This is a genomic window from Streptomyces aurantiaciflavus, assembly GCF_049808595.1.
Taxonomy (GTDB): domain Bacteria; phylum Actinomycetota; class Actinomycetes; order Streptomycetales; family Streptomycetaceae; genus Streptomyces.
On sequence record NZ_JBNCAQ010000001.1, the window covers coordinates 241,377 to 259,747 of the forward strand.

21 protein-coding genes and 1 tRNA gene are annotated in these 18,371 nt (G+C 70.7%); 11 read left to right on the forward strand and 11 right to left on the reverse strand.

Going from position 1 to position 18,371, the window contains the following annotated elements; genetic code table 11:
* Nucleotides 1-17 precede the first annotated feature (17 nt).
* Nucleotides 18-1,211: a Fic family protein gene (locus ACPT94_RS00970; protein WP_425244805.1), complete on the forward strand. Its 1,194-nt coding sequence runs from the start codon at nt 18-20 to the stop codon at nt 1,209-1,211.
* A 374-nt stretch (nt 1,212-1,585) separates the two neighbouring features.
* Here the strand turns inward: ACPT94_RS00970 and ACPT94_RS00975 are convergent, their stop codons facing one another.
* From ACPT94_RS00975 to ACPT94_RS01015, 9 genes are all read right to left on the reverse strand, one after another.
* Nucleotides 1,586-1,795 carry an e9imm peptide gene (locus ACPT94_RS00975; protein ID WP_425244806.1) on the reverse strand — a complete coding sequence of 70 codons (210 nt, stop codon included), beginning with the start codon at nt 1,793-1,795 and terminating at the stop codon, nt 1,586-1,588.
* 14 nt (nt 1,796-1,809) lie between these two features.
* Nucleotides 1,810-2,295, reverse strand: coding sequence for an NUDIX domain-containing protein (locus tag ACPT94_RS00980; protein WP_425244807.1), 486 nt, complete (start codon nt 2,293-2,295; stop codon nt 1,810-1,812).
* Nucleotides 2,296-2,470: 175 nt separating this feature from the next.
* A complete protein-coding gene (locus ACPT94_RS00985; protein ID WP_425244808.1) occupies nt 2,471-3,472 on the reverse strand; it encodes a helix-turn-helix domain-containing protein in 1,002 nt (333 codons plus the stop codon).
* Between the two features lie 335 nt (nt 3,473-3,807).
* Entirely contained in the window at nt 3,808-5,016 is a 1,209-nt protein-coding gene (locus tag ACPT94_RS00990) for an MFS transporter (protein WP_425244809.1), read from the reverse strand.
* Between the two features lie 160 nt (nt 5,017-5,176).
* On the reverse strand, nt 5,177-5,575 hold the full coding sequence (locus ACPT94_RS00995) for a hypothetical protein (protein ID WP_360336676.1): 399 nt from the start codon (nt 5,573-5,575) through the stop codon (nt 5,177-5,179).
* Nucleotides 5,576-5,752: 177 nt separating this feature from the next.
* The gene (locus ACPT94_RS01000) at nt 5,753-7,168 is read right to left on the reverse strand and encodes a Cys-Gln thioester bond-forming surface protein (protein ID WP_425244810.1); all 1,416 of its coding nucleotides are present in this window, start codon (nt 7,166-7,168) and stop codon (nt 5,753-5,755) included.
* A 281-nt stretch (nt 7,169-7,449) separates the two neighbouring features.
* The gene (locus tag ACPT94_RS01005; RefSeq protein ID WP_425244811.1) at nt 7,450-7,926 is read right to left on the reverse strand and encodes a single-stranded DNA-binding protein; all 477 of its coding nucleotides are present in this window, start codon (nt 7,924-7,926) and stop codon (nt 7,450-7,452) included.
* Between the two features lie 220 nt (nt 7,927-8,146).
* The gene (locus ACPT94_RS01010; RefSeq protein WP_425244812.1) at nt 8,147-10,114 is read right to left on the reverse strand and encodes a YfjP family GTPase; all 1,968 of its coding nucleotides are present in this window, start codon (nt 10,112-10,114) and stop codon (nt 8,147-8,149) included.
* A 441-nt stretch (nt 10,115-10,555) separates the two neighbouring features.
* Nucleotides 10,556-12,163 (reverse strand): dynamin family protein, encoded by a 1,608-nt coding sequence (locus ACPT94_RS01015; RefSeq protein WP_360336684.1) that lies wholly within the window; start codon nt 12,161-12,163, stop codon nt 10,556-10,558.
* 321 nt (nt 12,164-12,484) lie between these two features.
* On the opposite strand from ACPT94_RS01015, the gene ACPT94_RS01020 reads away from it, so the two are divergent.
* Together ACPT94_RS01020 and ACPT94_RS01025 are read left to right on the forward strand one after the other, a co-directional pair.
* A tRNA-Arg gene (locus tag ACPT94_RS01020) sits at nt 12,485-12,557 on the forward strand.
* A gap of 144 nt (nt 12,558-12,701) precedes the next feature.
* Nucleotides 12,702-13,664: a tyrosine-type recombinase/integrase gene (locus ACPT94_RS01025; protein WP_425244813.1), complete on the forward strand. Its 963-nt coding sequence runs from the start codon at nt 12,702-12,704 to the stop codon at nt 13,662-13,664.
* A gap of 48 nt (nt 13,665-13,712) precedes the next feature.
* On the opposite strand, the gene ACPT94_RS01030 is transcribed toward ACPT94_RS01025, so the two are convergent.
* Nucleotides 13,713-13,907, reverse strand: coding sequence for a hypothetical protein (locus tag ACPT94_RS01030; protein ID WP_425244814.1), 195 nt, complete (start codon nt 13,905-13,907; stop codon nt 13,713-13,715).
* Between the two features lie 194 nt (nt 13,908-14,101).
* Nucleotides 14,102-14,467, reverse strand: a complete 366-nt coding sequence (locus tag ACPT94_RS01035; protein WP_425244815.1) for a hypothetical protein — start codon at nt 14,465-14,467, stop codon at nt 14,102-14,104.
* 251 nt (nt 14,468-14,718) lie between these two features.
* Here ACPT94_RS01035 and ACPT94_RS01040 point away from each other — a divergent pair, with 251 nt between their 5' ends.
* The 8 genes from ACPT94_RS01040 to ACPT94_RS01075 all read left to right on the forward strand — a co-directional run.
* A complete protein-coding gene (locus ACPT94_RS01040) occupies nt 14,719-14,997 on the forward strand; it encodes a hypothetical protein (RefSeq protein WP_425244816.1) in 279 nt (92 codons plus the stop codon).
* Complete coding sequence (locus ACPT94_RS01045; protein ID WP_425244817.1) at nt 14,994-15,266, forward strand: hypothetical protein; 273 nt, start codon at nt 14,994-14,996, stop codon at nt 15,264-15,266. Before ACPT94_RS01040 ends, ACPT94_RS01045 begins: the two co-directional genes overlap by 4 nt.
* Nucleotides 15,267-15,343: 77 nt before the next feature.
* Nucleotides 15,344-15,823 (forward strand): hypothetical protein, encoded by a 480-nt coding sequence (locus tag ACPT94_RS01050; protein ID WP_425244818.1) that lies wholly within the window; start codon nt 15,344-15,346, stop codon nt 15,821-15,823.
* The gene (locus ACPT94_RS01055; RefSeq protein ID WP_425244819.1) at nt 15,820-16,215 is read left to right on the forward strand and encodes a response regulator transcription factor; all 396 of its coding nucleotides are present in this window, start codon (nt 15,820-15,822) and stop codon (nt 16,213-16,215) included. The genes ACPT94_RS01050 and ACPT94_RS01055 overlap by 4 nt, the downstream gene beginning before the upstream one ends.
* Before the next feature lie 186 nt (nt 16,216-16,401).
* Complete coding sequence (locus ACPT94_RS01060; RefSeq protein ID WP_425244820.1) at nt 16,402-17,079, forward strand: hypothetical protein; 678 nt, start codon at nt 16,402-16,404, stop codon at nt 17,077-17,079.
* Nucleotides 17,076-17,309, forward strand: a complete 234-nt coding sequence (locus ACPT94_RS01065) for a hypothetical protein (protein WP_425244821.1) — start codon at nt 17,076-17,078, stop codon at nt 17,307-17,309. The genes ACPT94_RS01060 and ACPT94_RS01065 overlap by 4 nt, the downstream gene beginning before the upstream one ends.
* Entirely contained in the window at nt 17,299-17,721 is a 423-nt protein-coding gene (locus ACPT94_RS01070; protein WP_425244822.1) for a hypothetical protein, read from the forward strand. Before ACPT94_RS01065 ends, ACPT94_RS01070 begins: the two co-directional genes overlap by 11 nt.
* 44 nt (nt 17,722-17,765) lie before the next feature.
* Nucleotides 17,766-18,371, forward strand: a 606-nt coding sequence (locus ACPT94_RS01075) for a hypothetical protein (protein WP_425244823.1), incomplete at its 3' end; no start/stop codon positions are given.

Consider the following 18,371-nt stretch of genomic DNA (forward strand, 5'->3'; position numbering starts at 1 on the left):
TGCCCCAGGAGAGTCCCATGCGTCGCTACGAGGAGACACATCCGTGGATTACATTCCAGCTTGATCTGGGCAAAGAGATGGATCACGAATCCTGGATGCTGCTCGGCGAGGCGGTCTCAAAAATGGACCACATCGCGGGTGTCCCCCTGCATCCCGCTGTTGCTGCCGAACTCAATCAGGTCTACCTCTCCAAGGGAGCGCACGCGACGACCCAGATTGAAGGGAACACCCTCTCGGAGGAGGAGGTCCGCCGGCGGCTCGACCACGACCTGAAGCTTCCTCCCTCGCGGGAGTATCTAGGCCAGGAGATCGACAACGTCATCGAAGGCTACAACCTGATCATCGACCACCTTGTCGAAGACAAGCCGATAGCCCTGACTCCCGAGCGCATCAAGGAGTTCAACGCCATCGTGCTGCGCGATCTGCCGCCCGAGGACGGCGTCGTGCCCGGGCAAGTCCGCACGGGAAGCGTTACAGTCGGCCGCGTTTACCGGGGTGCCCCCGCAGAGGACTGCGAGTACCTCCTGAAGGCAATGTGTGAATGGCTCGATGCCATCCGCGCCACTGACGGCGCACTGCATCGCCCCATGGCGGTACTCGCGGCGATCATGGCACATCTGTACACCGCCTGGATTCACCCATTCGGCAATGGCAACGGGCGCACGGCACGACTCATCGAGTACCAGATGCTGATCCAGGCTGGCGCGCCATCGGTTGCCGCTCACGTCCTCGCTGACCACTACAACCGGACACGTACCGAGTATGCCCGCCAGTTGAGGTTGACCAGCGCGCGTGAACCGTACTCCGTCAAAGGGCTGATCAAGTACGCACTGCAGGGCCTGGTGGATGGTCTCGCCCAACAGATCGAAGAGATCCGCAACGACCAGTTCCGTGTCACCTGGGTGAACTTCATCCACGAGGAGTTCCACGACAAGGACACACCCGCGTGCTCCCGACAGCGCAAGCTCGTGCTCTCGTTGCCCCCGGGAGCGGCCACACCTCGATCGGAGATTCGAGCCCTCACCCCCGCCCTAGCTCTCGCGTATGCAGGGAAGGAAGAGAAGACAGTCACGCGCGATCTGAACGCCCTGCTTGACATGGATCTCATCCGCGTGAAGAGAAACAGCCGGGGAGCCATAACCGGCGTCCGGCCCAACATCGCCCGTCTGCGTGCCTTCATGCCGCTGGTCGCCAACTCGGACAGCATTTAACCCAGTAGCGTCCCAGCCCGCCGCACTTGACGGCACGGAGGTCGGCGGAGCGGCTTTGGGCTGGAGCTGCTTTGGGGCGAGTGATCATGGCCCCGTAAGCTTCCGGCGCGTCGGGCAGTCTGTGGACCTGCCCGGTAAAGCACGACGTTGGGGCCATGATCTTAGAGGCTCGCCCCAAAGTGGCTGCCTAAAGCCGTGGAGCCGACCGCCCCAGCCACAGAGGGTGTCTCCCACTTCATGCCCGCAGCCGCGAGCGCGCCGCCGGGCGCGGCCAGCCGGGGCGCAGACAGGAGGCAGGCCGCGCCGCAGAGGCGGCGCGCGCCCGCGCCGTGCGCGGGCCTTGATGAAGTAGGGAAAGTCTTACCCCGCTCTGATCACAGAGCGAACGGCTCGTAGGCCAGTGCTCGGTCCACGACCTTCTCGGCTGTCAACTGCGGATCCAAGTCCCAGAAGACGTAGTCGCTGATGTGTGGGCACCCGAGTCCGCGTTTCAGTGCGGCGATGATCTCATCGGCTGCGGCCTCGTCGGCGTAGTCGGCGTCTATGAGCCGCTGAACGAGAAGGATGCCTTGCTCTCGGCTCATGGTGCGTGGTGTGGTCATGCTGCCTCGCTGCCGGGCCTCTGACCATATTCGAGGTAGACCGGTACAGCCTGGTTTTGGGCCTCAGTCGCCGCGAGGATCCGTCGAGCCAGTCGCGGGATCGTGCGCTCTGCGATCTGTTCCAGGGAGAGAAACGCGAAGCTCTTCAGCTCCTCGGGCTGCAAGGTGATCGCGTCCTGGTCCTCCTGGCTGAGCTGGCCGCCGTCGAACAGGTACAGCACCTTGTCGCCCTCGGTGGCGTTCGGCGCCCAGTCGACGGCCAGGAGGCGGCCCAGCGTCGGCGTGATCCCGAGTTCCTCGCGGACCTCTCGGCTCGCGGCCTGGAGTGGCGATTCCCCGGTCTCGACGTAGCCCCCAGGGATGTCCCAGTAGTCCTTGTACGTGGGCTCGACCATGAGGACGCGTCCGTCGGCATCAAAGAAAAGCGCACCCGCTGCCATGCGCGGATGCGCCATCTTCGCTTCATGCTCGCTCGCTGCCATGGAGCCGAGCGTACCCACCTAGACCACATGCAGCCGATCGGCGAGTCCTGCCATGGCCGGGCTCGGCCGGCCTCGATGGTTCCGTACCCACGAGAGCACGAGTTCGCGAGCGAGGTAGTGGCTTCGTACCTGCTCAGGTGCCCACGACTCGGCCTCAAGGATCATCGCCAGTGCGTCATCGACGCGGTTGTGAGCGCTGAGCGCACGCGCTACCTCTATGTTGTGTCGGGTCCGTCGCTCCGTCGGGAGGCTGCTGGTGTCGATCTGCGGGCCCCAGGTCTACGGCGATCTGCATGTCACCCAGCTCGGCGGCGGTGGCCACCCGGTGGATGGCGACATTGGTCGGGCCGAACGCGGTCCACATGTGGTTCGCGTCCTCTCCGAGCTGGCGGGCTGCCTGGTCGGCCTCGGCAAGGAAGTCACGCACAGTCGAGCGGTCGTCTGAGCGGGCGGCGGCCATGGAACCGGAGAGAAAGAGCGTGCCGTAGATCGACAGGAACTCCGGGCTGGCGTCCGTGAGCCCTGGGCGGAGGTAGTCGGCCGCGTCGCCGACCAGCTGCACAGCGGCATCGAAGCGACCGGTCGACAGGAGGCAGAAAGCCACGGATCGAAAGAGGGACCCGGTCACCGCCACGTTTCCGCTTTGCTGCGCCGCGCCCAGTCCGCGGTCCGCCGCGATCCATGCGAGATCGACCTCGCCCACCTTGCCGAGCACCATCGCCGCGCTCTGGTACGTCAACGCCAACAGCGCGTTGGCGCGCTCGCGGTCGGCGCTCTCGTACGACTGGGCCGCGATCAATGCATCGGCCAGTACCAGGGGCAGGCGCCGGGTGGCGAAGCCGTAACGCGATGCCTGGTAGGCGTCCAGTACGTCCGTGACGTTGGTCTGCAGTTCGTCCAGCGGGGTTGGCTCGCCCTCTGTGGGCATGCCCAACAACGGTGTGAGCTGGCGGTAGTTCATCAGCGCCGACCGAAGCGCCGGCACCGTGCGGTTGCCGCTCTCCGGGGTCCAGTCCATGAGGGTCGGCTCGGCAAGCAGGTCCCCAAGCGAGACGTCGAGGGCGTCCGCCAGTGACTTGATGACCGAAAGCCGGTCCAGCTCCAGCCGGTTGTTCTCGGCCTTGCTGAGCCAGTCCACCGTCCGGCCGACGAGTCCGGCCAGGACCTCCTGGGACATGCCGCGCCTACGGCGGTACCACGCGACTCGCTCACCGTACCGGGCCGCCGGTCACGCTCATGACGGCCCAGAGACGGCCCAAGCCGCCTGGCACGGCCCCTCATCCGCGACGAAACCGCTGGTGAGGGGCCTTTTCATGCCCTCTCGCGGTAAGTAACACCCCATCTTGCCGGACGGCTACCCCTGGGGGAAACCCGTTCGCTCGGACCGCCCTGACCTGCGGCTTCACCGTTGACGGCTATGGCTCGACCGTCACTGCCGGTCGTCGCCGGGTGGCCTTGGGGAGCCGCGGACGGCCCGGGGAAGGCCGGGGGAAGGCCGGGGACCGGCCGGCTTCAGGCCCCCTCCGTCCCGCGGGTCCGGGTCGGCCGGCCGCGGGCTACGAGGCACGCCGGTACCGCTGCGGCGGCGCCGATGTACAGCAGCGCCGGGTAGTCGAGGGCGTGCACGATCTGACCACCGGCGGCGCCGGCCAGGGACAGGCCCACGAACAGCGCGCTGTTGTTCCACGACAGCATCGCGGTCGCCCGGTCGGGGAACATGTCGACCAGATGGCGCTGCTGGGCGGGGAAGAAGGAGTAGGCGGCCAGTGCGAACAGGGCCAGTGCGCAGGCCAGCGCCCAGGTGACGGGGAACACCAGAGCCACGACGGCCTCCAGCACTGCCGTCAGCGCCAGTGCTGACCTGGTGACCCGCACGGCATCGGCCCGGTCCGCGAACCGGCCGCCCACCTGCCCGCCGACGACGGCGCCGATGCCGTAGCAGACCAGCAGCCACGTCACGGCGGTGGCCCTGCCGTCGGAGTGCAGCGCGACGGCCAGGAAGGTGTACAGGCTGTACACGGAGAAGGCCCACAGGGTCGTCACCGTGACGGCGGACACCGCGACGCCCGTGCCGGGCCGCTCGGCCCGCTGCGGTGCCCCCGGCGGCGAGGCGGCCGCCGCCGGGGCCGGACGGGCACGCCAGACGAACGCGTGGGGGAACGCCAACAGGAACGTGCCTGCGGCCAGGATGACGAAGGCGGCCTGCCAGCCCACGTACCGCCCCAGCAGCGCCCCGGCCGGCGCGCCCACCCACAGGGCGGTCAGCAGGCCCGATCCCACCACGGCCAGCACCTGCGCCCGGGCCTGGGGCCGTGCACGGGTGCTGACCAGGGCGTACACGGTGGGACCGGTCGCGGCGGCCGCGATCCCGGCCACCACGCGGGCCACCAGCAGCAGACCGAAACCCGGCGCCAGAGCGGTGCCGGCGTTGGCAGCGGAGAACAGCACCAGTGCCACCACCAGGACCATGGCGCGGTCCCGTCGGTCGGAGAGCCAGCCGGCGAAGGGCGAAGCCACCACGTAGGCGATCGAGAAGGCCGTGACCAGCAGGCCGGTACTGGCTGCCGAGACAGCGAACGACGCGGCGATATGAGGGAGCAGCGGCGCCACCACGAAGAGATCGGTTCCCACCAGGAACTGCGTCAGCCAGGCCAGCGCGACCGGACCGGCGGACAGGCCGGGCACCGTGTCTTCGGCCGGCTCGCCGCGGGGCGAGTGCATAGTCCGACGCTAGAGCCTCCGCCGGGGCGTGGCCATCGGGGACGTGCGCAGGTCTGAGAGAGTGCCTGACGCGCACATCCCGCGTCAGTCGTTCGAGTTGGCCGTCCATCACTTGCCGGACGGCCAACCCGACGAGCCGGCGCCTTCTCAGAACACGCCCCTAGGCGACGGCGATCTTCAAAGTGCCGCCGACCAGGGCGCCGAGGTCAGCCGAGGTCCCGGGTGCGACGGTGACGCTCGCGCTGCCGCTGCCGGAGAACTCCAGGGTGGCGTTGGTGTTGTTGATCACCGTGTCGACCGCCGATACCTGGACACCGGTGTCGAGGGTGGTGCCGACGGAGAGTTGGGTGCCCGGGATGGTGACAGAGCCGCCGATGGACAGACGGATGGTCACCGAACCGGCCACTGCCGCGGTGGACTGCGTGCTGACGCTCGTCGCGGCGTGGGGCGTGGCGTGGGTCGGGGCTGCCGTGGCGCCCGGTTGGAGGGCGATCAGACTGCCCGCGGCCACGAGGGCGACCGCGGCGATCCTGGCTGTGAGGCGACGGGGTGGACGCATGGAAACCTCCATGACGAAACCTCCATGACGGAAGAGACATCTGCTCCCAGACCGCGGCCGCGCCTGGCTGATCCCTCTTTACGTAACCCGATGCGGCGTTGCAGGTGCAATGCGACTAATCACCCTCCAGGGGGTGGGTACGGGGAGCATCGGGTGCTCGCAGGCTCACCCCGCCGGCTACCCCTGCGCCCCGTTCTCCTTCCGCCCCACCAGCAGCAGCACCGCTCCGCCGATCACCACCAGCCCGATCGCCGTCCCCGCGATGAGCGGGGTCGCGTCGGAGCCGCCCGTCGTGGCGAGGTTCGTGCCCGTGACGGACGTGCCGCCCACCGTGGCCGGGCTGGGTTCGGCGAGGGTCTGGGTGGTCAGGGCGCTGCCGTCGCCCTGGGTGCGGCAGTCGAGGACGCCGGTGAAACGGGTTCCGGTGCCCTGCGGGCCGTCGATGGTGAAGTCGTAGGCCTGGTCCTCCTGGAGGGGGATCGTCACCGTGCGGGACGTGCCGGCCGGGATGCTGTGCCGGATGCCCATCAGGCCGAAGGTGAAGGCCTCGTCGCCCTGGTTGACCGCGGTGATGTCCACGCCGCTCCTGGCGCAGTTCTTCGTCGCGGACAGGGCCGGCACGGCGCCCTTCGCCGCCCAGGTCGCGGTGGCCGTCGCGGACACGGTGGACTCGCTGGAGCCGGCCAGGATCTGCGTCTGGCTGCGGCTCTCGGAGGTGAAGGCGCGGCCGACGGGGACGGTGGTCGAGGCCTGGACGGTCAGCTCGGCCGAGCCGGCCGCGGCGTCGGCGGGCACGTCGAAGAACAACTGGCTGCCGTCCGTTGCGGACGTGACGTCCTTACCGTCCTTGCCGACGATCCGCACCCGGCTGATGGCGGCGTCCAGCGGCGGCGCGACCGAGACCGCGGTCGCGTCGGTGCGTACCGTCACCGGGCCGAGCAGTTCGCCGGGGCGGCCGGAGACCGCCGCCCCTTCGAGGGTGAGCGACGCCCTGGGCTCGGTCAGGTCGCGCGCGGACTTCTGGAGGTAGTCCGCGAGCCGCTCGGCCTGCGGGTCGACGGCGTCGACGTCCGCGCCGTCGGAGTAGCGCCAGATGGCCACCTGGGTGCCGGCCGCCGCGTCCTGCTCGGTGAGGCCGCCGGCGATGCCGGCCTTCTTCGCCAGCGTGGCGAGGTCGTTGACCTGCGGGTAGGAGTGCTGCAGGATCCAACGGATCCGCCCGGCGTCCTTGTTGACGCCCAGTGAGGTGCCGCTCCACGGCGTCTCGTGGTACTTGGCGTCCTTCTGCGTGGGGGTGTGCAGGTCGACGCAGTAGGTCTGCAGGGTGCCGCCGCCTTCGACGGACATCTCGAACAGGCCCGCCGAGACCGTCCGGTCCCCGCTGTCGTCGTGGATCACGGCGGCGCCGTACGTCTTGAGGCCGCCTATGGTCGCCGTTGCTCCGCCCTGGCTCTGTGTGGTCCCGTCGGCGACGGCCGTGCCCGCGGTGGAGACGACAGCGGCGGCGACGACGAGTCCGGACACCAGCGTTCCGGCGGCGAGGCGGACTGCCCCTCGCCCGCGCGTGAACGGCGCGGAGAACGAAGAAATCACGCAATTCCCCTTCGAGCAGGACCGGTTGACGTGGGGGATGCGGTCCCACCAGCAGAATCAGAAGCCCCGAGAGCCACGTCGGCATCCTAGAGACGCGGGCGCACCATGCTTCCCGGTCAGGTCATCCGATGGACGATCCGACTCGGAATCGTTATCCCCAAGATCGATTACGGGCCGGGCTTATCGACAAATCCACCGGGGCGCCCGGAGTGGACACCGGGGTGCTCGGGGCGGATCCGCCGATAAGCCGTGCTTCGGTCAGACGTCGGCACCTCCTGACATCACGTCACGCCCGCCGGCTCGCGCCGCTGTGCGGTGTCCGGCTCCGCGGAATCCACGGCCGGCGTCTCCCAGTCGGGTTCGGGCTGCGGCGGCGCGCCGGCCGCCGCCGGCTCGGAGCGGCCCGTGCGGCGGAAGGCGGACGTGCCCCGTGCGAGGTCGTGACCGATCGACACGGCGTCGATGTCCGCCGACGTCCAGCTCTGCTGCCCCTCACGCACTTCCGTGCGCACCTTCAGCCTGCCCTGCACGATCACGGGGTCCCCGACGTTCAGCGAGGCCCCCGCGTTGGTGGCCAGCTGCCGGTTGGCCCACACCGTGAAGAAGTTGGTGTGCCCGTCGGTCCAGGTGTTCTTCCCGCGGTCCCAGTAACGCGAGGTCACCGCCAGCCGGAACCTCACCGACGCGCCTGCCGACAGCTCCCGGAACACCGGCTGCGTCGCCACGTTCCCCACCGCGCACACCATCGTCTCGTTCATCGTGAACCCCTCCCTCGCCCGGACCTTCACGCCGGGCGGATACGCGTACGGGCCCGTCCCGTACGGCTGCGTCCGACACGGTGACCGCGTCCGCCGCGATCGCCGTGAAACCAGACTGCCTCCGTCGGAACGAGCCCGCAGAGCGCTGTGGATCGCCCCCGACCTGTGGAGAACTCCCTCACCCGGACGAGGGACCCGCGCCACACCGGCCCCTGATCACCTACCTCGCCGCGGTCTCCATCCCCATCACCCGCCCGTACTGCTCCCGGACCTCCCGGTACCGCAGCAGTTCCGCGGCCACGGGATCCAGGACCTTCGCCCGGCCGCAGCCGGCGGCCGCCTCCCGCAGGCGTCGTTCCGCCTCCTCGCCGTACCGTCGCGCCGGGCCACGGGCCGCCATCCGGCAGCTCCACTCCACGAGCGGGCCGCCGATGATGCCGGCCACCATCAGCAGCACCGGCACGCCCAGATTCGGTGACATGACCCCCACGATCTGACCCACCAGCCAGAGCCCCCCGACCACCTGAAGGATCGTCATCATCGCCTGCGCCAGTACGGCCGCCGGCCACCAGCCCGGCCGGGGCGGCCGCCCCGGCGGCAACCCGGCCCGCACGGCCAGCTCGTCCAGCGCCTCCGGCAACCCCTGCGCCCCCCGTACGGCCGCCTCGCGCACCGCCTGCGCCCACGGCGCCGGCAGCCCCGCCGAGGCTCGTTCGGACACCGTCCGCACCGCCTGTTCGACACGCTGGCGTGCCGTGACCTCCTCGTCGGCCTGCGCGCGGATGAGGCTCCGGGCGGTGAGCGGGCCGCTCCGGCCCTGGAACCACCGCCACAGCCGCAGCCACGGCGTCCCGCACGCGCGGTTGGCGTTGCGCAGCCAGGCGCGTTCGGCGGCCTCACCCGCGGCGGTGGCGCCGACCGCGTCCGCGAGCCGGTCGGCGAACTCGTCCCGCGCCTCCTCGCTGAGGCCCGTGCGCCGGCCCGTGGCGTAGACGGACCGCAACCGCCACCCGGCGGCGTCCACGTCGGCTGAGATCCGCCGTGCCGCGGCGCCGCGTTCCGTGACGAACTGTGCGAGCAGCTCCCGCAGTTCACCGACGCCGTCGCCGGTGAGCGCGGACAGCGCGAGGACGGTCGCGCCGGGTTCGCCGTACTCGCCGAGGGCGATGCCGTCCTCGTCGAGCAGCCGCCGCAGGTCGTCGAGGACCATCTCGGCCGCCTCGCCGGGCAGCCGGTCGATCTGGTTGAGGACGACGAACATGACCTCCGCGTGGCCGGCCATGGGGCGCAGATAGCGTTCGTGGAGGACGGCGTCGGCGTACTTCTCGGGGTCGACGACCCAGATGACGGCGTCGACGAGCGCCAGGACGCGGTCGACCTGCTCGCGGTGCTGTACGGCCGCCGAGTCGTGGTCGGGCAGGTCGATCAGGATGAGCCCGCCCAGCTTGGCCTCCGCCTCCGCACTCTGCACGGGGCGCCGGCGCAGCCGGCCGGGGATGCCGAGCCGGTCGATGAGGCTGGACGCGCCGTCGCTCCAACTGCACGCGATGGGCGCGGCGGTCGTCGGCCGTCGTACGCCCGTCTCCGAGATGGCCACGCCGGCGAGCGCGTTGAACAGCTGGGACTTGCCGCTGCCGGTGGCGCCGGCGATGGCGACGACGGTGTGCTGCCCGGAGAGCCGGCGCCGTGCCGCGGCCTCGTCCAGGACACGGCCGGCCTCGGCGAGCGTCTTGCTGTCGAGCCGGGTGCGGGAGAGCCCCACGAGTTCGCGCAGCGCGTCGAGCCGGGAGCGCAGGGAGTCGTCGTAGGTGAGCGGCGTCGCGGGCTGCGGGCTGCTGGTCCGGATCTCCACGGCGGCGGCATGCTCGGCGGCGGAGGTCTCGTGCACGCGGCGCGCGATGAGGCCGTCGTCCCAGGTCTCCTCGGCCTCCGGGGTCGCTGCGGGGGCGTGACCGCCGTCGTCCCGCCCGCCGGGACGACGCTCCTCACGCACGCCCGCGTGCCCGTCGTCCGCACCTCCCCGCGCATGACGCTCTCCCTCCCGCCCGCGCGCGGCACGACCGCTCCCCCGCCCCCCAGGGCGGTCATCACCCTTCCGCACACGCGCGTGGTCGTCGTTCTTCTGCACGCCCGCGTACGCGCCGCCCTGCGCCACGCGCGCGTGGTCGTCGCCCTTCAGCAGGCGCACATGACCGTCGCCTTCCCCTCCGCGCGCTTGGTCGCCGCCTTCCGCCACACGCGCGTGAGTGCCCTCGTCGGCCCGGGCCTCCGCCCGACCGCCGCCCTCCCGAGCACTGGTACGACCGCCGCCTCCCCCCACGCGCGGGTGCCCGCTGTCCCCCTGACCCTCGCTGCCCCCACCGCCCCCGGAATGCTCCCCCGGCCCGGAAACCCCGTGGTCCTCTCCGCTCCCGGCGGCTCTCCGCGCTCCCTCCGCGCTCACTACGCCCTCCTGCCCCGGTCCTTCGTCATCCGCCCCCGCCATCCCCGAAGGGCGCCCCTCGGAAGCCGCCTGCGCGGGGGCGCCGTTCCCTTCCTCGCCCGCCGTGGGCCCGGCCTGCGCGGTGGCCGGCTGGTCCGTGTGATCGCTGTGTCCGGTGTGGTCCTGGTTCTTGACGGCGGTCACCGGTCACCTCTCCTTCTGCAGTACCGACAGGGCGGCGATGAGTTCGGCCTGGGGTTCGGCATGGACGTCGAGTCCGTCGAGCGGGGCGAGGCGACGCTCGCGTTCGGTGTGCATCACGCGGTCCACATGCTCGGCGAGCAGCCGTACGCCCCGGTCGCGCAGCCGGAGCGCGCCGTGGGCGCCGAGCCGTTCGGCGAGCCCCTCGCCCGCCGAGCGGGCCCGGCGGCCACCCAGCAGGACGGTGGCGACGAGGGCGGCGACCGCCTCGGGGTCGGGCGCGGCCCCGCGATCCAGCTCGCGCACCTCCTCCTCGGCGTACTCCTCCAGCTCGCGCCGCCAGCGTCGTACGGCCAGGCCGATGCGGTGGTCGGCGGTCTCCACGGACGGGTCGTGGCCCAGGAGGGACGGCGTGGCGGCGCCCGGCTCACGGCGCCAGGCCTCGTCGACGCGCTCGTCGGCCGCGGTGACCGCGCACAGCAGGAGCGCGGCCAGGCTCTCGGTGAGGGCGTCGAGGAGTTCGCTCGCGGTGCAGTCCAGCGGGAAGGCCCGCCAGCGCTTCAGGGCGTCCCCGGCGAGCACGGCCCCGCTCTGCACCTGCTTGCGCACGCGCGTGTGCTCGCTGTCGTACGCCCCGTCGACGGCCGAGGTGAGCCGCAGGGCGGCCGCGTACTGGGCGGCGGCGGCGCCCGCCAGCTCGGGCATGCGGGACTTGAGGGAGTCGAGGACGCCGTGGGCCGTGCGGGCCATCGCGTGCTGGCGGGCGCCGGGGTCCTGGGCGTGGTGGACGAGCCAGGTCCGCAGCGGCGCCACGGCGGTGGCCGGCAGCAGCCCGCCGCCCCAGGCGGACTCGGGCAGCTCGGGCACGGTGAAGCGCGGCAGGTCGCCCAGTCCGGCCTTGGTGAGCAGCGCGCCGTACTGCCGGGACACCTCGCCGACCACCTGGTGGGGCACACGGTCGAGGACGGTCACGACTGTCGCCCGGTACTCCTTGGCGGTACGCAGGAGGTGCCAGGGGACGGCGTCGGCGTACCGCGCGGCCGTGGTGACCATCACCCAGATGTCGGCGGCGCAGATCAGTTCGGCGGCGAGGACACGGTTCTCGGCGACGAGGGAGTCGACGTCGGGCGCGTCCAGGAGGGCGAGGCCGGGCGGGAGGGTTTCGGCGGTCTCGATCCGCAGCACGCGTCTGCCGTCCTCGCCGGGCAGCAGAAGGTCGTCTCCCGGGCCCTTCCCGGGCACCCACACGCGCGTGAGGTCGGGCAGCACCCGCATGCCGCTGAACCAGTGATGGTCCTCCGGATGGCACACCAGCACCGGGGTCCGTGTCGTCGGCCGCAGCACGCCCGCCTCGCTGACGCGCCGCCCCACGAGGGAATTGACGAGCGTCGACTTGCCGGCGCCCGTGGAACCGCCCACGACGGCCAGCAAGGGCGCTTCGGGCTGCCGCAGCCGGGGCACCAAGTAGTCGTCGAGCTGGGCGAGCAGTTCGTCGCGGTTGGCACGCGCGCGTGGAGCCCCCGCCAGGGGCAGCGGGAAGCGTGCGGCGGCGACACGGTCGCGCAGGGCGGAAAGTGCGTCGAGCAGCTGAGGCCGTACGTCCAAGGTCACCACATGCGAAGAATGCCCAATTTTAGGGGATTTATGAAGCATATAGGCATGCCTGCGCGCCGACGAGACAGAAGGGACGGAAGGTGCGACCGGGACAAGGGCACAGCCCAGGCATAACGAGTGCACAACACCCGGGGCTCGAGGCGCCAAAAGCGATGCACGATTCGTACCTGCCTGCGATTATCAGGACCGCTTCACTGAACCTCCACATTGAGCCACGGAGGAGAAGCACTCAGGACAAGGAACCGGGAGCCCTATCCTTGTCCCCGGCAACGTCACGGATCAGCCCACACCCGGGCACCAGGTACGCGGCCACCACACCCGGCCCCCGTAGCTCAGTGGATAGAGCAGGCGCCTTCTAAGCGCTTGGCCGCAGGTTCGAGTCCTGCCGGGGGCGCAAACAACCTCTGACCAGCGAAAACAGGTCGGGGGCTTTTTCATGTCCAATAGCGCAGCGCTGATCGGCCAAGCGCTTCCCCATCCTGCAAGGCTTGTCGTAACGTGCTCTTGTCCGCGTCCGCAAACACGAACAGGAGGCGTCGTGCCCGACGACAAGCCCCCGTACGACATCAGCCAGTTGGCCGGGTCGTGGCTCCGCTCACTGCGCGCCCGGGACCTGAGCGAGAACACCCAACGGATCTACGGCACGGCCGTCCGAGGCCTGCGCGACTTCCTGCTGGAGTACAGCCCGCCAGACGAGGACGCTCGGCCGGCGGCGACCGAGCTGGAGGGCGAGCACGGCATCCACCGCGAGCACATCGAGGCGTACGTCCTGGCCGTGCGCAAGCGGACCAGCCCGGGCAACGCGCACCAGCACTACCGATCGCTGCGGACGTTCTTCAACTGGTGCGTCGACGAGGAGGAGATGGACCGCTCCCCCATGCGCACCATGAAGCCCCTCGAGGTGCCCGAGGCCGAGGTGCCCGTCATCCCGGAAGACTCGCTCAAGAAGCTGCTCAAGGTGTGCTCCGGCAAGGACTACAAGGCCCGCAGGGACACGGCCATCATCATGCTCTTCCTCGACTCCGGCCCCCGGCTGTCGGAGCTGACGGAACGTACGGTCGGCGACCTCGACCTGGACCAGATGGTGTTGCGCGTCCTCGGCAAAGGCCGGCGCCATCGGTCGGTGCCGTTCGGCCGGAAGACGACACAGGCCCTCGACCGCTACCTACGGGCGTACGCGAAGCACCGCGGCCGCGCCTTGGAGCCCGATGACGCCCTCTGGTGGAGCGTCAAGCGCGGTTCTCGGCTGACGGTCTGGGGCGTCGGGACGATGATCGAGAACCGGTGTAAAGAGGCCGAGATCCCGCACATCCACCCGCACCAGTTCCGGCACACGTTCGCGCACCAGTGGCTGCTCGAGGACGGTGGAGAGACGGACCTGATGCGCATCACAGGGTGGAAGTCCCGCGACATGGTGAGCCGTTACGGCGCATCCGCGGCCGCCGACCGGGCGCGTGCCGCTCACCGGCGGATGAGCCCTGGCGACCGCCTGCTCGACTAGGCCCCGCGGGGCCGCCTCCGGATCACGGCGCGGCCCCAGGGCTGAACGTCACGACTCGGCGCGGTGATGGACCACCTTCATCGCGCCGATGAGCCTCGGCAGATACCGGCAGAGGAGATCCAGGGCCGACGAGATGGCGATACGAGCGGGATCGAACAGCATCCGCACCCGGTGCCCGAAGTCCCGGAACACCATGACAACGCCGTCGTCGAGTTCGCCCTGTTCGACGAGTACCTCCGTCACACAGCCCCCTGTCCCGCGCAGGCGTCCGGACATGCCGAATTCGCACACGCGTTCGATCTCTGCGAGGTGACGTCACTCTACGCCTGCATGCAGGCATCACATAGTGATTGAGGACGATGTGACCTGGACGAGAGCGCTTGCACGTCTACTCGACTGCCCGCAAACCGGAAGGGTTGCACCCGCCTTTGTGAAGATCAGGCTTCCTCTTGGTCCCAGCGGTCGAGGACGGCCTGGGCCTTGTCCCCCGGCTCGGCGCCGGCCTCATGCACGATGGTGCCCTTGCCCGTATCGGTGGCGACGTAGCCCGCATATTGGTAGGCCGCAGCACGCTGAGCGCGCTCCGGTGGGATACCGAGGCCCTCGGCGACGGCGCGGACCAGTTCCGGGCTCAGCTTGACGGGCTGCCCCTGACCGATCTTCCACAGCGTGGCGCGGGATGGCTTGTAGCCGCCCTTGGGATCGACGGCCACGGCCTCGAACGAGCGCCATGTCATCGCGCGCCCTTCACCCACGCGCTCGTTGACGAGCATGGTGAGGGTCTCGATCGCCTCAGAAGTCATCCGCTGGGGCTCCATGTCCGCGCCGAGGGGTCCGGACGTGTCGGCTGCGTCCGGAAGTTAGCCCACCCTTCGCGCCTGTCATTGTCCACGAACACGAACGCACACCACCACACGGCCTGCGTAAAGAGGCTGAAAACCTCCCGGAGCGCGGACAGCTCACACGCGCTCCGTCGCACCACTGGACGCGCCGCTAGCGCTGCGCTACGTTGTTCGTGTTCGCGAACGCGGACAGACCAACGGAGGTTCAGCGCGTGCCCGACACCCGCTACCGCCTGACGGACGGACCGCTGCTCAGTCGGCTGATGCGGTGCCCGGACGTCGGCGGCACTCGCCACACCGTACGCAGCCTGGCCACCGTCTCCGGGGTCGGGAAGAGCAAGCTCAGCTGCATGCTCCGCGACCGCCAGACGAAGGTGACCGGCGACCAGGCCGACGCCATCGCGGAGGCCGTCGGTGTGCGCCGGACAGCAATTTTCACGCCCATCGTGTCTGCGTTCGCAGACACAGACAAGACGGGAGATCACGAATGAACGCCGAAGAGCGGACGCTGCGGGCCCGGCTCGCCGCCCACACCCAGTGGGCCAAGGAGCCGGATCCCACCAGCCGGACCGCCAAGGCCCGCAAGGCCGCCGACGAGCGGTTCCTGGCCGAGGCCCGCCGGCTTCACCCGAACGCCAGCGACGAGGTCGTGGCCCGGGCGGCCGCCCAGCTGCGCCGCGCCCACTTCTCGCGCATGGCGCTCGCCTCGGCCAAGGCCAAGCGGGCCAAGGCCGCGGCCACCAAGGTCCCGGCGGCCTGAACAACCGACGGGGCCGCCCCGGATGCCCCCGGACCGACCCCGCCAACAGCTCACCTCACCACACGAACGAGGCTCACATGCAGCAGATTACCGACACCGTCGACCTCCAGGCCGTCGTCGTAGCCGAGGACCAGACGCCCAGGCGCAACGCGCTCATGCACGCTTTCTCGAGCGCCGAGCAGGTCGTCAGCCAGCTGCGCACCATCCCGACGGACGTCGACGTGCGCGGCGCCGAACGCGGCGTCTACGGCATCCACCTGTTCTTCAGCCGCAACCACCTCGGGGTGATGGAGGTCGCACGGACCTTCGACGCCGAGGTGAGCAGCTCCCCCAGCACGCACATGGCCGGGGTGTTCCTCGAGGCCCGTGCCCGCTTCCAGGGCGTGGAACTTCACGCCTGGACGATCGTCGACGAGGCCCCTGACCCCGACGATCACCCCGCATCCCGCCCCGCCGAGGAGCCGGACGAGGAGCCCTCCGCCCGGTCCGTCGACGAGGACCCCATCGCCTACTCGCTCACCGAGGCCGCCGAGACGCAGTTGGGCGCGGAGGCATGAGCGCCGACCTCGGCCGCCTCGAGCGGGCCCTGCTGACGGCCGTCGACCAACTCGACCTGCCACTGTCCGTACAGGCCGTACGCCGCCTGGCCGCCAGGACGGCCGCGCTGTACGACCCGCCGCCCAACCTGCCCAAGGTCACCGTCCAGGACCTGACCGGCCAGCAGCTCGGCGTGCTGCTCGCCATCGCGGCCGGCGAGCAGATCAGCGACACGGCCGCCCGGATGTGGGTCACCGAGCGCACGGTGCGCGAGCACCGCCACAAGCTGTTCGCGAAGTTGGGCGTCGAGACGCCCGGCGAGGCGCTGAAGCGCGCCGAACAGCTCGGCCTCGTCCGCCCGCCCAACGCGCTTGCGCTGCCCGGGCAGCGCACGGTCGGAGCACACCGGTGAGCCCGGCCGCCGAGGTGGTTACGGCCGCCCTCGCCTCGACAGCCCTCTTCTTCCTGTGCGCCCTCGTCATGAAGTGGTGCCTCGACCACGACGTCCCGCGCAAGCGTCGCCCCTGATCGACCGGGCGGGCCGTCGACGAACGTCCGGCCCGCCCGGCGCCCCAACCTCACGCGAAACGGAACAGATATGAAGATCGCCCGTCCCTGGTTCGAGGACCTCGAGGACAGCGTGCGCGCCCTCGGCGAGGCCGCCCGCGAGTACCAGCTGGCATACGCCGCCGCCCGCACCCTCAGCGCCAGCGTTGAGTACGAGCGCCGCCGCCTGGACCACGGCAAGGCCGCTGGCGCCCGGCCTAACGCGGTGCCCGCCGCCTGCGAGCCGCACGCCGACGCCGTGTTCGACCTCGTCAACGTCTACCGCGACCACGAGTTCAAGGTGCACGCCCTGTACGAGCGGGCCGCGCTGGTGTTCGCGTCCGGCTGCGCCTGGGCCGTCAAGACCGTTCGGGAGGGCGGCAACCCCAATGGTGTGCTGCTCCCGCTCGGCGACGACCACCGCCTGATGCCCGGGCTGTTCGAGATCCGAGGTCTTGAGCGGTACGCCCGCGGCAAGCAGGTCGCCGGAGCGTACGAGCGGCTCATGACGTGCCTCGATGCTGGCGCCGTCGCCGAGGACCTCGACGCCCAGGAGTACCTCGCCGACCACGAGGCCGGCCAGCTGCACGAGGCCCTCGACGTCGCGATGAGCACCGCGGACGCCGCGTACGCGTACGGCCTGCTCGCCGAGGGCGCCGTGCGGTTCTCCTTGCTCGAGCCGCGCCGACAGTACGCCCGCCGCCAGGTCGAAGAGGCCACACAGGCGTGAGCAGCGCCAGGCACCTGTGCGAGTCGCTGACGCTTCCGCACGCACTCCCGGACGCGGCCCCGTTCACGCGCCTGTACGTCAACGGCTGGCGCTGCGCCCGCCACACGCCCAACGCGGAGAAGGGCCAGCCCGAAGTGCCTCCGGGCCCGGGCTGGCCCATCCACCGGGCGCCCCGGCCCGACGAGGTCGAGCCGACCACCGAGCACCAGGAGCAGTCTCGTGACCACTGACACCGTCCACCGCCCCACCCCGACCCCGCGCGACATCGCTGCCCGGGACGAGGCCCGCCGAGCCGTCGAGATGCTCGCCCCGGGCACGCTCGTTCGGGGCGAGCGGTTCCGTCCGCTGTACGAGCGCGGCATCCGCACCAGCAGGATGACGCCGCACTCCCGACTGGTGGCCTTCACTCTGCTGTCGTTCGCCAGCGCGAGCACCGGCGAACTGCCCATCGAGCGCCAGCCGTACCTCGACGGCCTGGTCGACGCCACCGGCCTCAACCGCGGCCAGGTCGCCGTGCAGCTGCGCGTGCTGGAATCCCGCGGCTGGGTGCGCCGCCACCCCGCCAGTCCGTCGGCGTACGAGCACGCCGTCCTGCGCCCCGTCATCCCTCGCCATGCCCTCGAGCAGCTGCGCGCCAGCTGACGCGGCCGCGTCCCACAGTCCCACCCCACGAGCGAGAGGCCATCGTGCACGACGACGAGCAGGAGACCCGCGCACCGGGCAGCGTGCCGAACGCCTTCGGCAACGCCCTCGCCTGGCGCTGGTCCCGCGACATGCCGGCCGAACTCCGGCGCCGTCGCGGGTACATCACCCTGCTCTACACCCTGCGCGCCATGGCCAACGCCAGCGGGGAACTGCGGTTCCAGGGCGGCCGCGCGTTCCGTATCCAGGACATCGCGGCGGCCGCCACGGTCCGGGAGAAGGACGCCCGGCGCTTCCTCGAGGCCAGCGTCCGGGCCGGTGTCGTCGCGGTCATCGGCCAGCGCCGCCGTGGCACGCCCACCCTGTACGCGCTGCTGGTCAACCCGTACCCGGACTGGGCCGCCGCCGAGGCGCATTTGAAGGCCACCGACCGGCCCTCCGGCAAGGACACCGCCCCGTGGCGGGACGGGGAGAGTTCGGGCCACCGCGGCCCGAACGAGAACGGGCCACCGCGGCCCCAACTCGACAACGAGGACGCCGAAGAGGTTCGGGCCACCGCGGCCCCACCGAGTTCGGGCCGCGGTGGCCCGACCGGTTCGGGCACCCGCGGCCCGAACACTCCCGGGGTTTTCCCTGGGGGTTCCCAAGAG

Coding starts and splice junctions, on each gene's coding strand:
- ACPT94_RS00970 (WP_425244805.1), top strand. CDS start 18: ATGCGTCGCTACGAGGAGACACATCCGTGGATTACATTCCAGCTTGAT.
- ACPT94_RS00975 (WP_425244806.1), bottom strand. CDS start 1,795: ATGAGCCGAGAGCAAGGCATCCTTCTCGTTCAGCGGCTCATAGACGCC.
- ACPT94_RS00980 (WP_425244807.1), bottom strand. CDS start 2,295: ATGGCAGCGAGCGAGCATGAAGCGAAGATGGCGCATCCGCGCATGGCA.
- ACPT94_RS00985 (WP_425244808.1), bottom strand. CDS start 3,472: ATGTCCCAGGAGGTCCTGGCCGGACTCGTCGGCCGGACGGTGGACTGG.
- ACPT94_RS00990 (WP_425244809.1), bottom strand. CDS start 5,016: ATGCACTCGCCCCGCGGCGAGCCGGCCGAAGACACGGTGCCCGGCCTG.
- ACPT94_RS00995 (WP_360336676.1), bottom strand. CDS start 5,575: ATGCGTCCACCCCGTCGCCTCACAGCCAGGATCGCCGCGGTCGCCCTC.
- ACPT94_RS01005 (WP_425244811.1), bottom strand. CDS start 7,926: ATGAACGAGACGATGGTGTGCGCGGTGGGGAACGTGGCGACGCAGCCG.
- ACPT94_RS01035 (WP_425244815.1), bottom strand. CDS start 14,467: ATGACTTCTGAGGCGATCGAGACCCTCACCATGCTCGTCAACGAGCGC.
- ACPT94_RS01045 (WP_425244817.1), top strand. CDS start 14,994: ATGAACGCCGAAGAGCGGACGCTGCGGGCCCGGCTCGCCGCCCACACC.
- ACPT94_RS01050 (WP_425244818.1), top strand. CDS start 15,344: ATGCAGCAGATTACCGACACCGTCGACCTCCAGGCCGTCGTCGTAGCC.
- ACPT94_RS01055 (WP_425244819.1), top strand. CDS start 15,820: ATGAGCGCCGACCTCGGCCGCCTCGAGCGGGCCCTGCTGACGGCCGTC.
- ACPT94_RS01060 (WP_425244820.1), top strand. CDS start 16,402: ATGAAGATCGCCCGTCCCTGGTTCGAGGACCTCGAGGACAGCGTGCGC.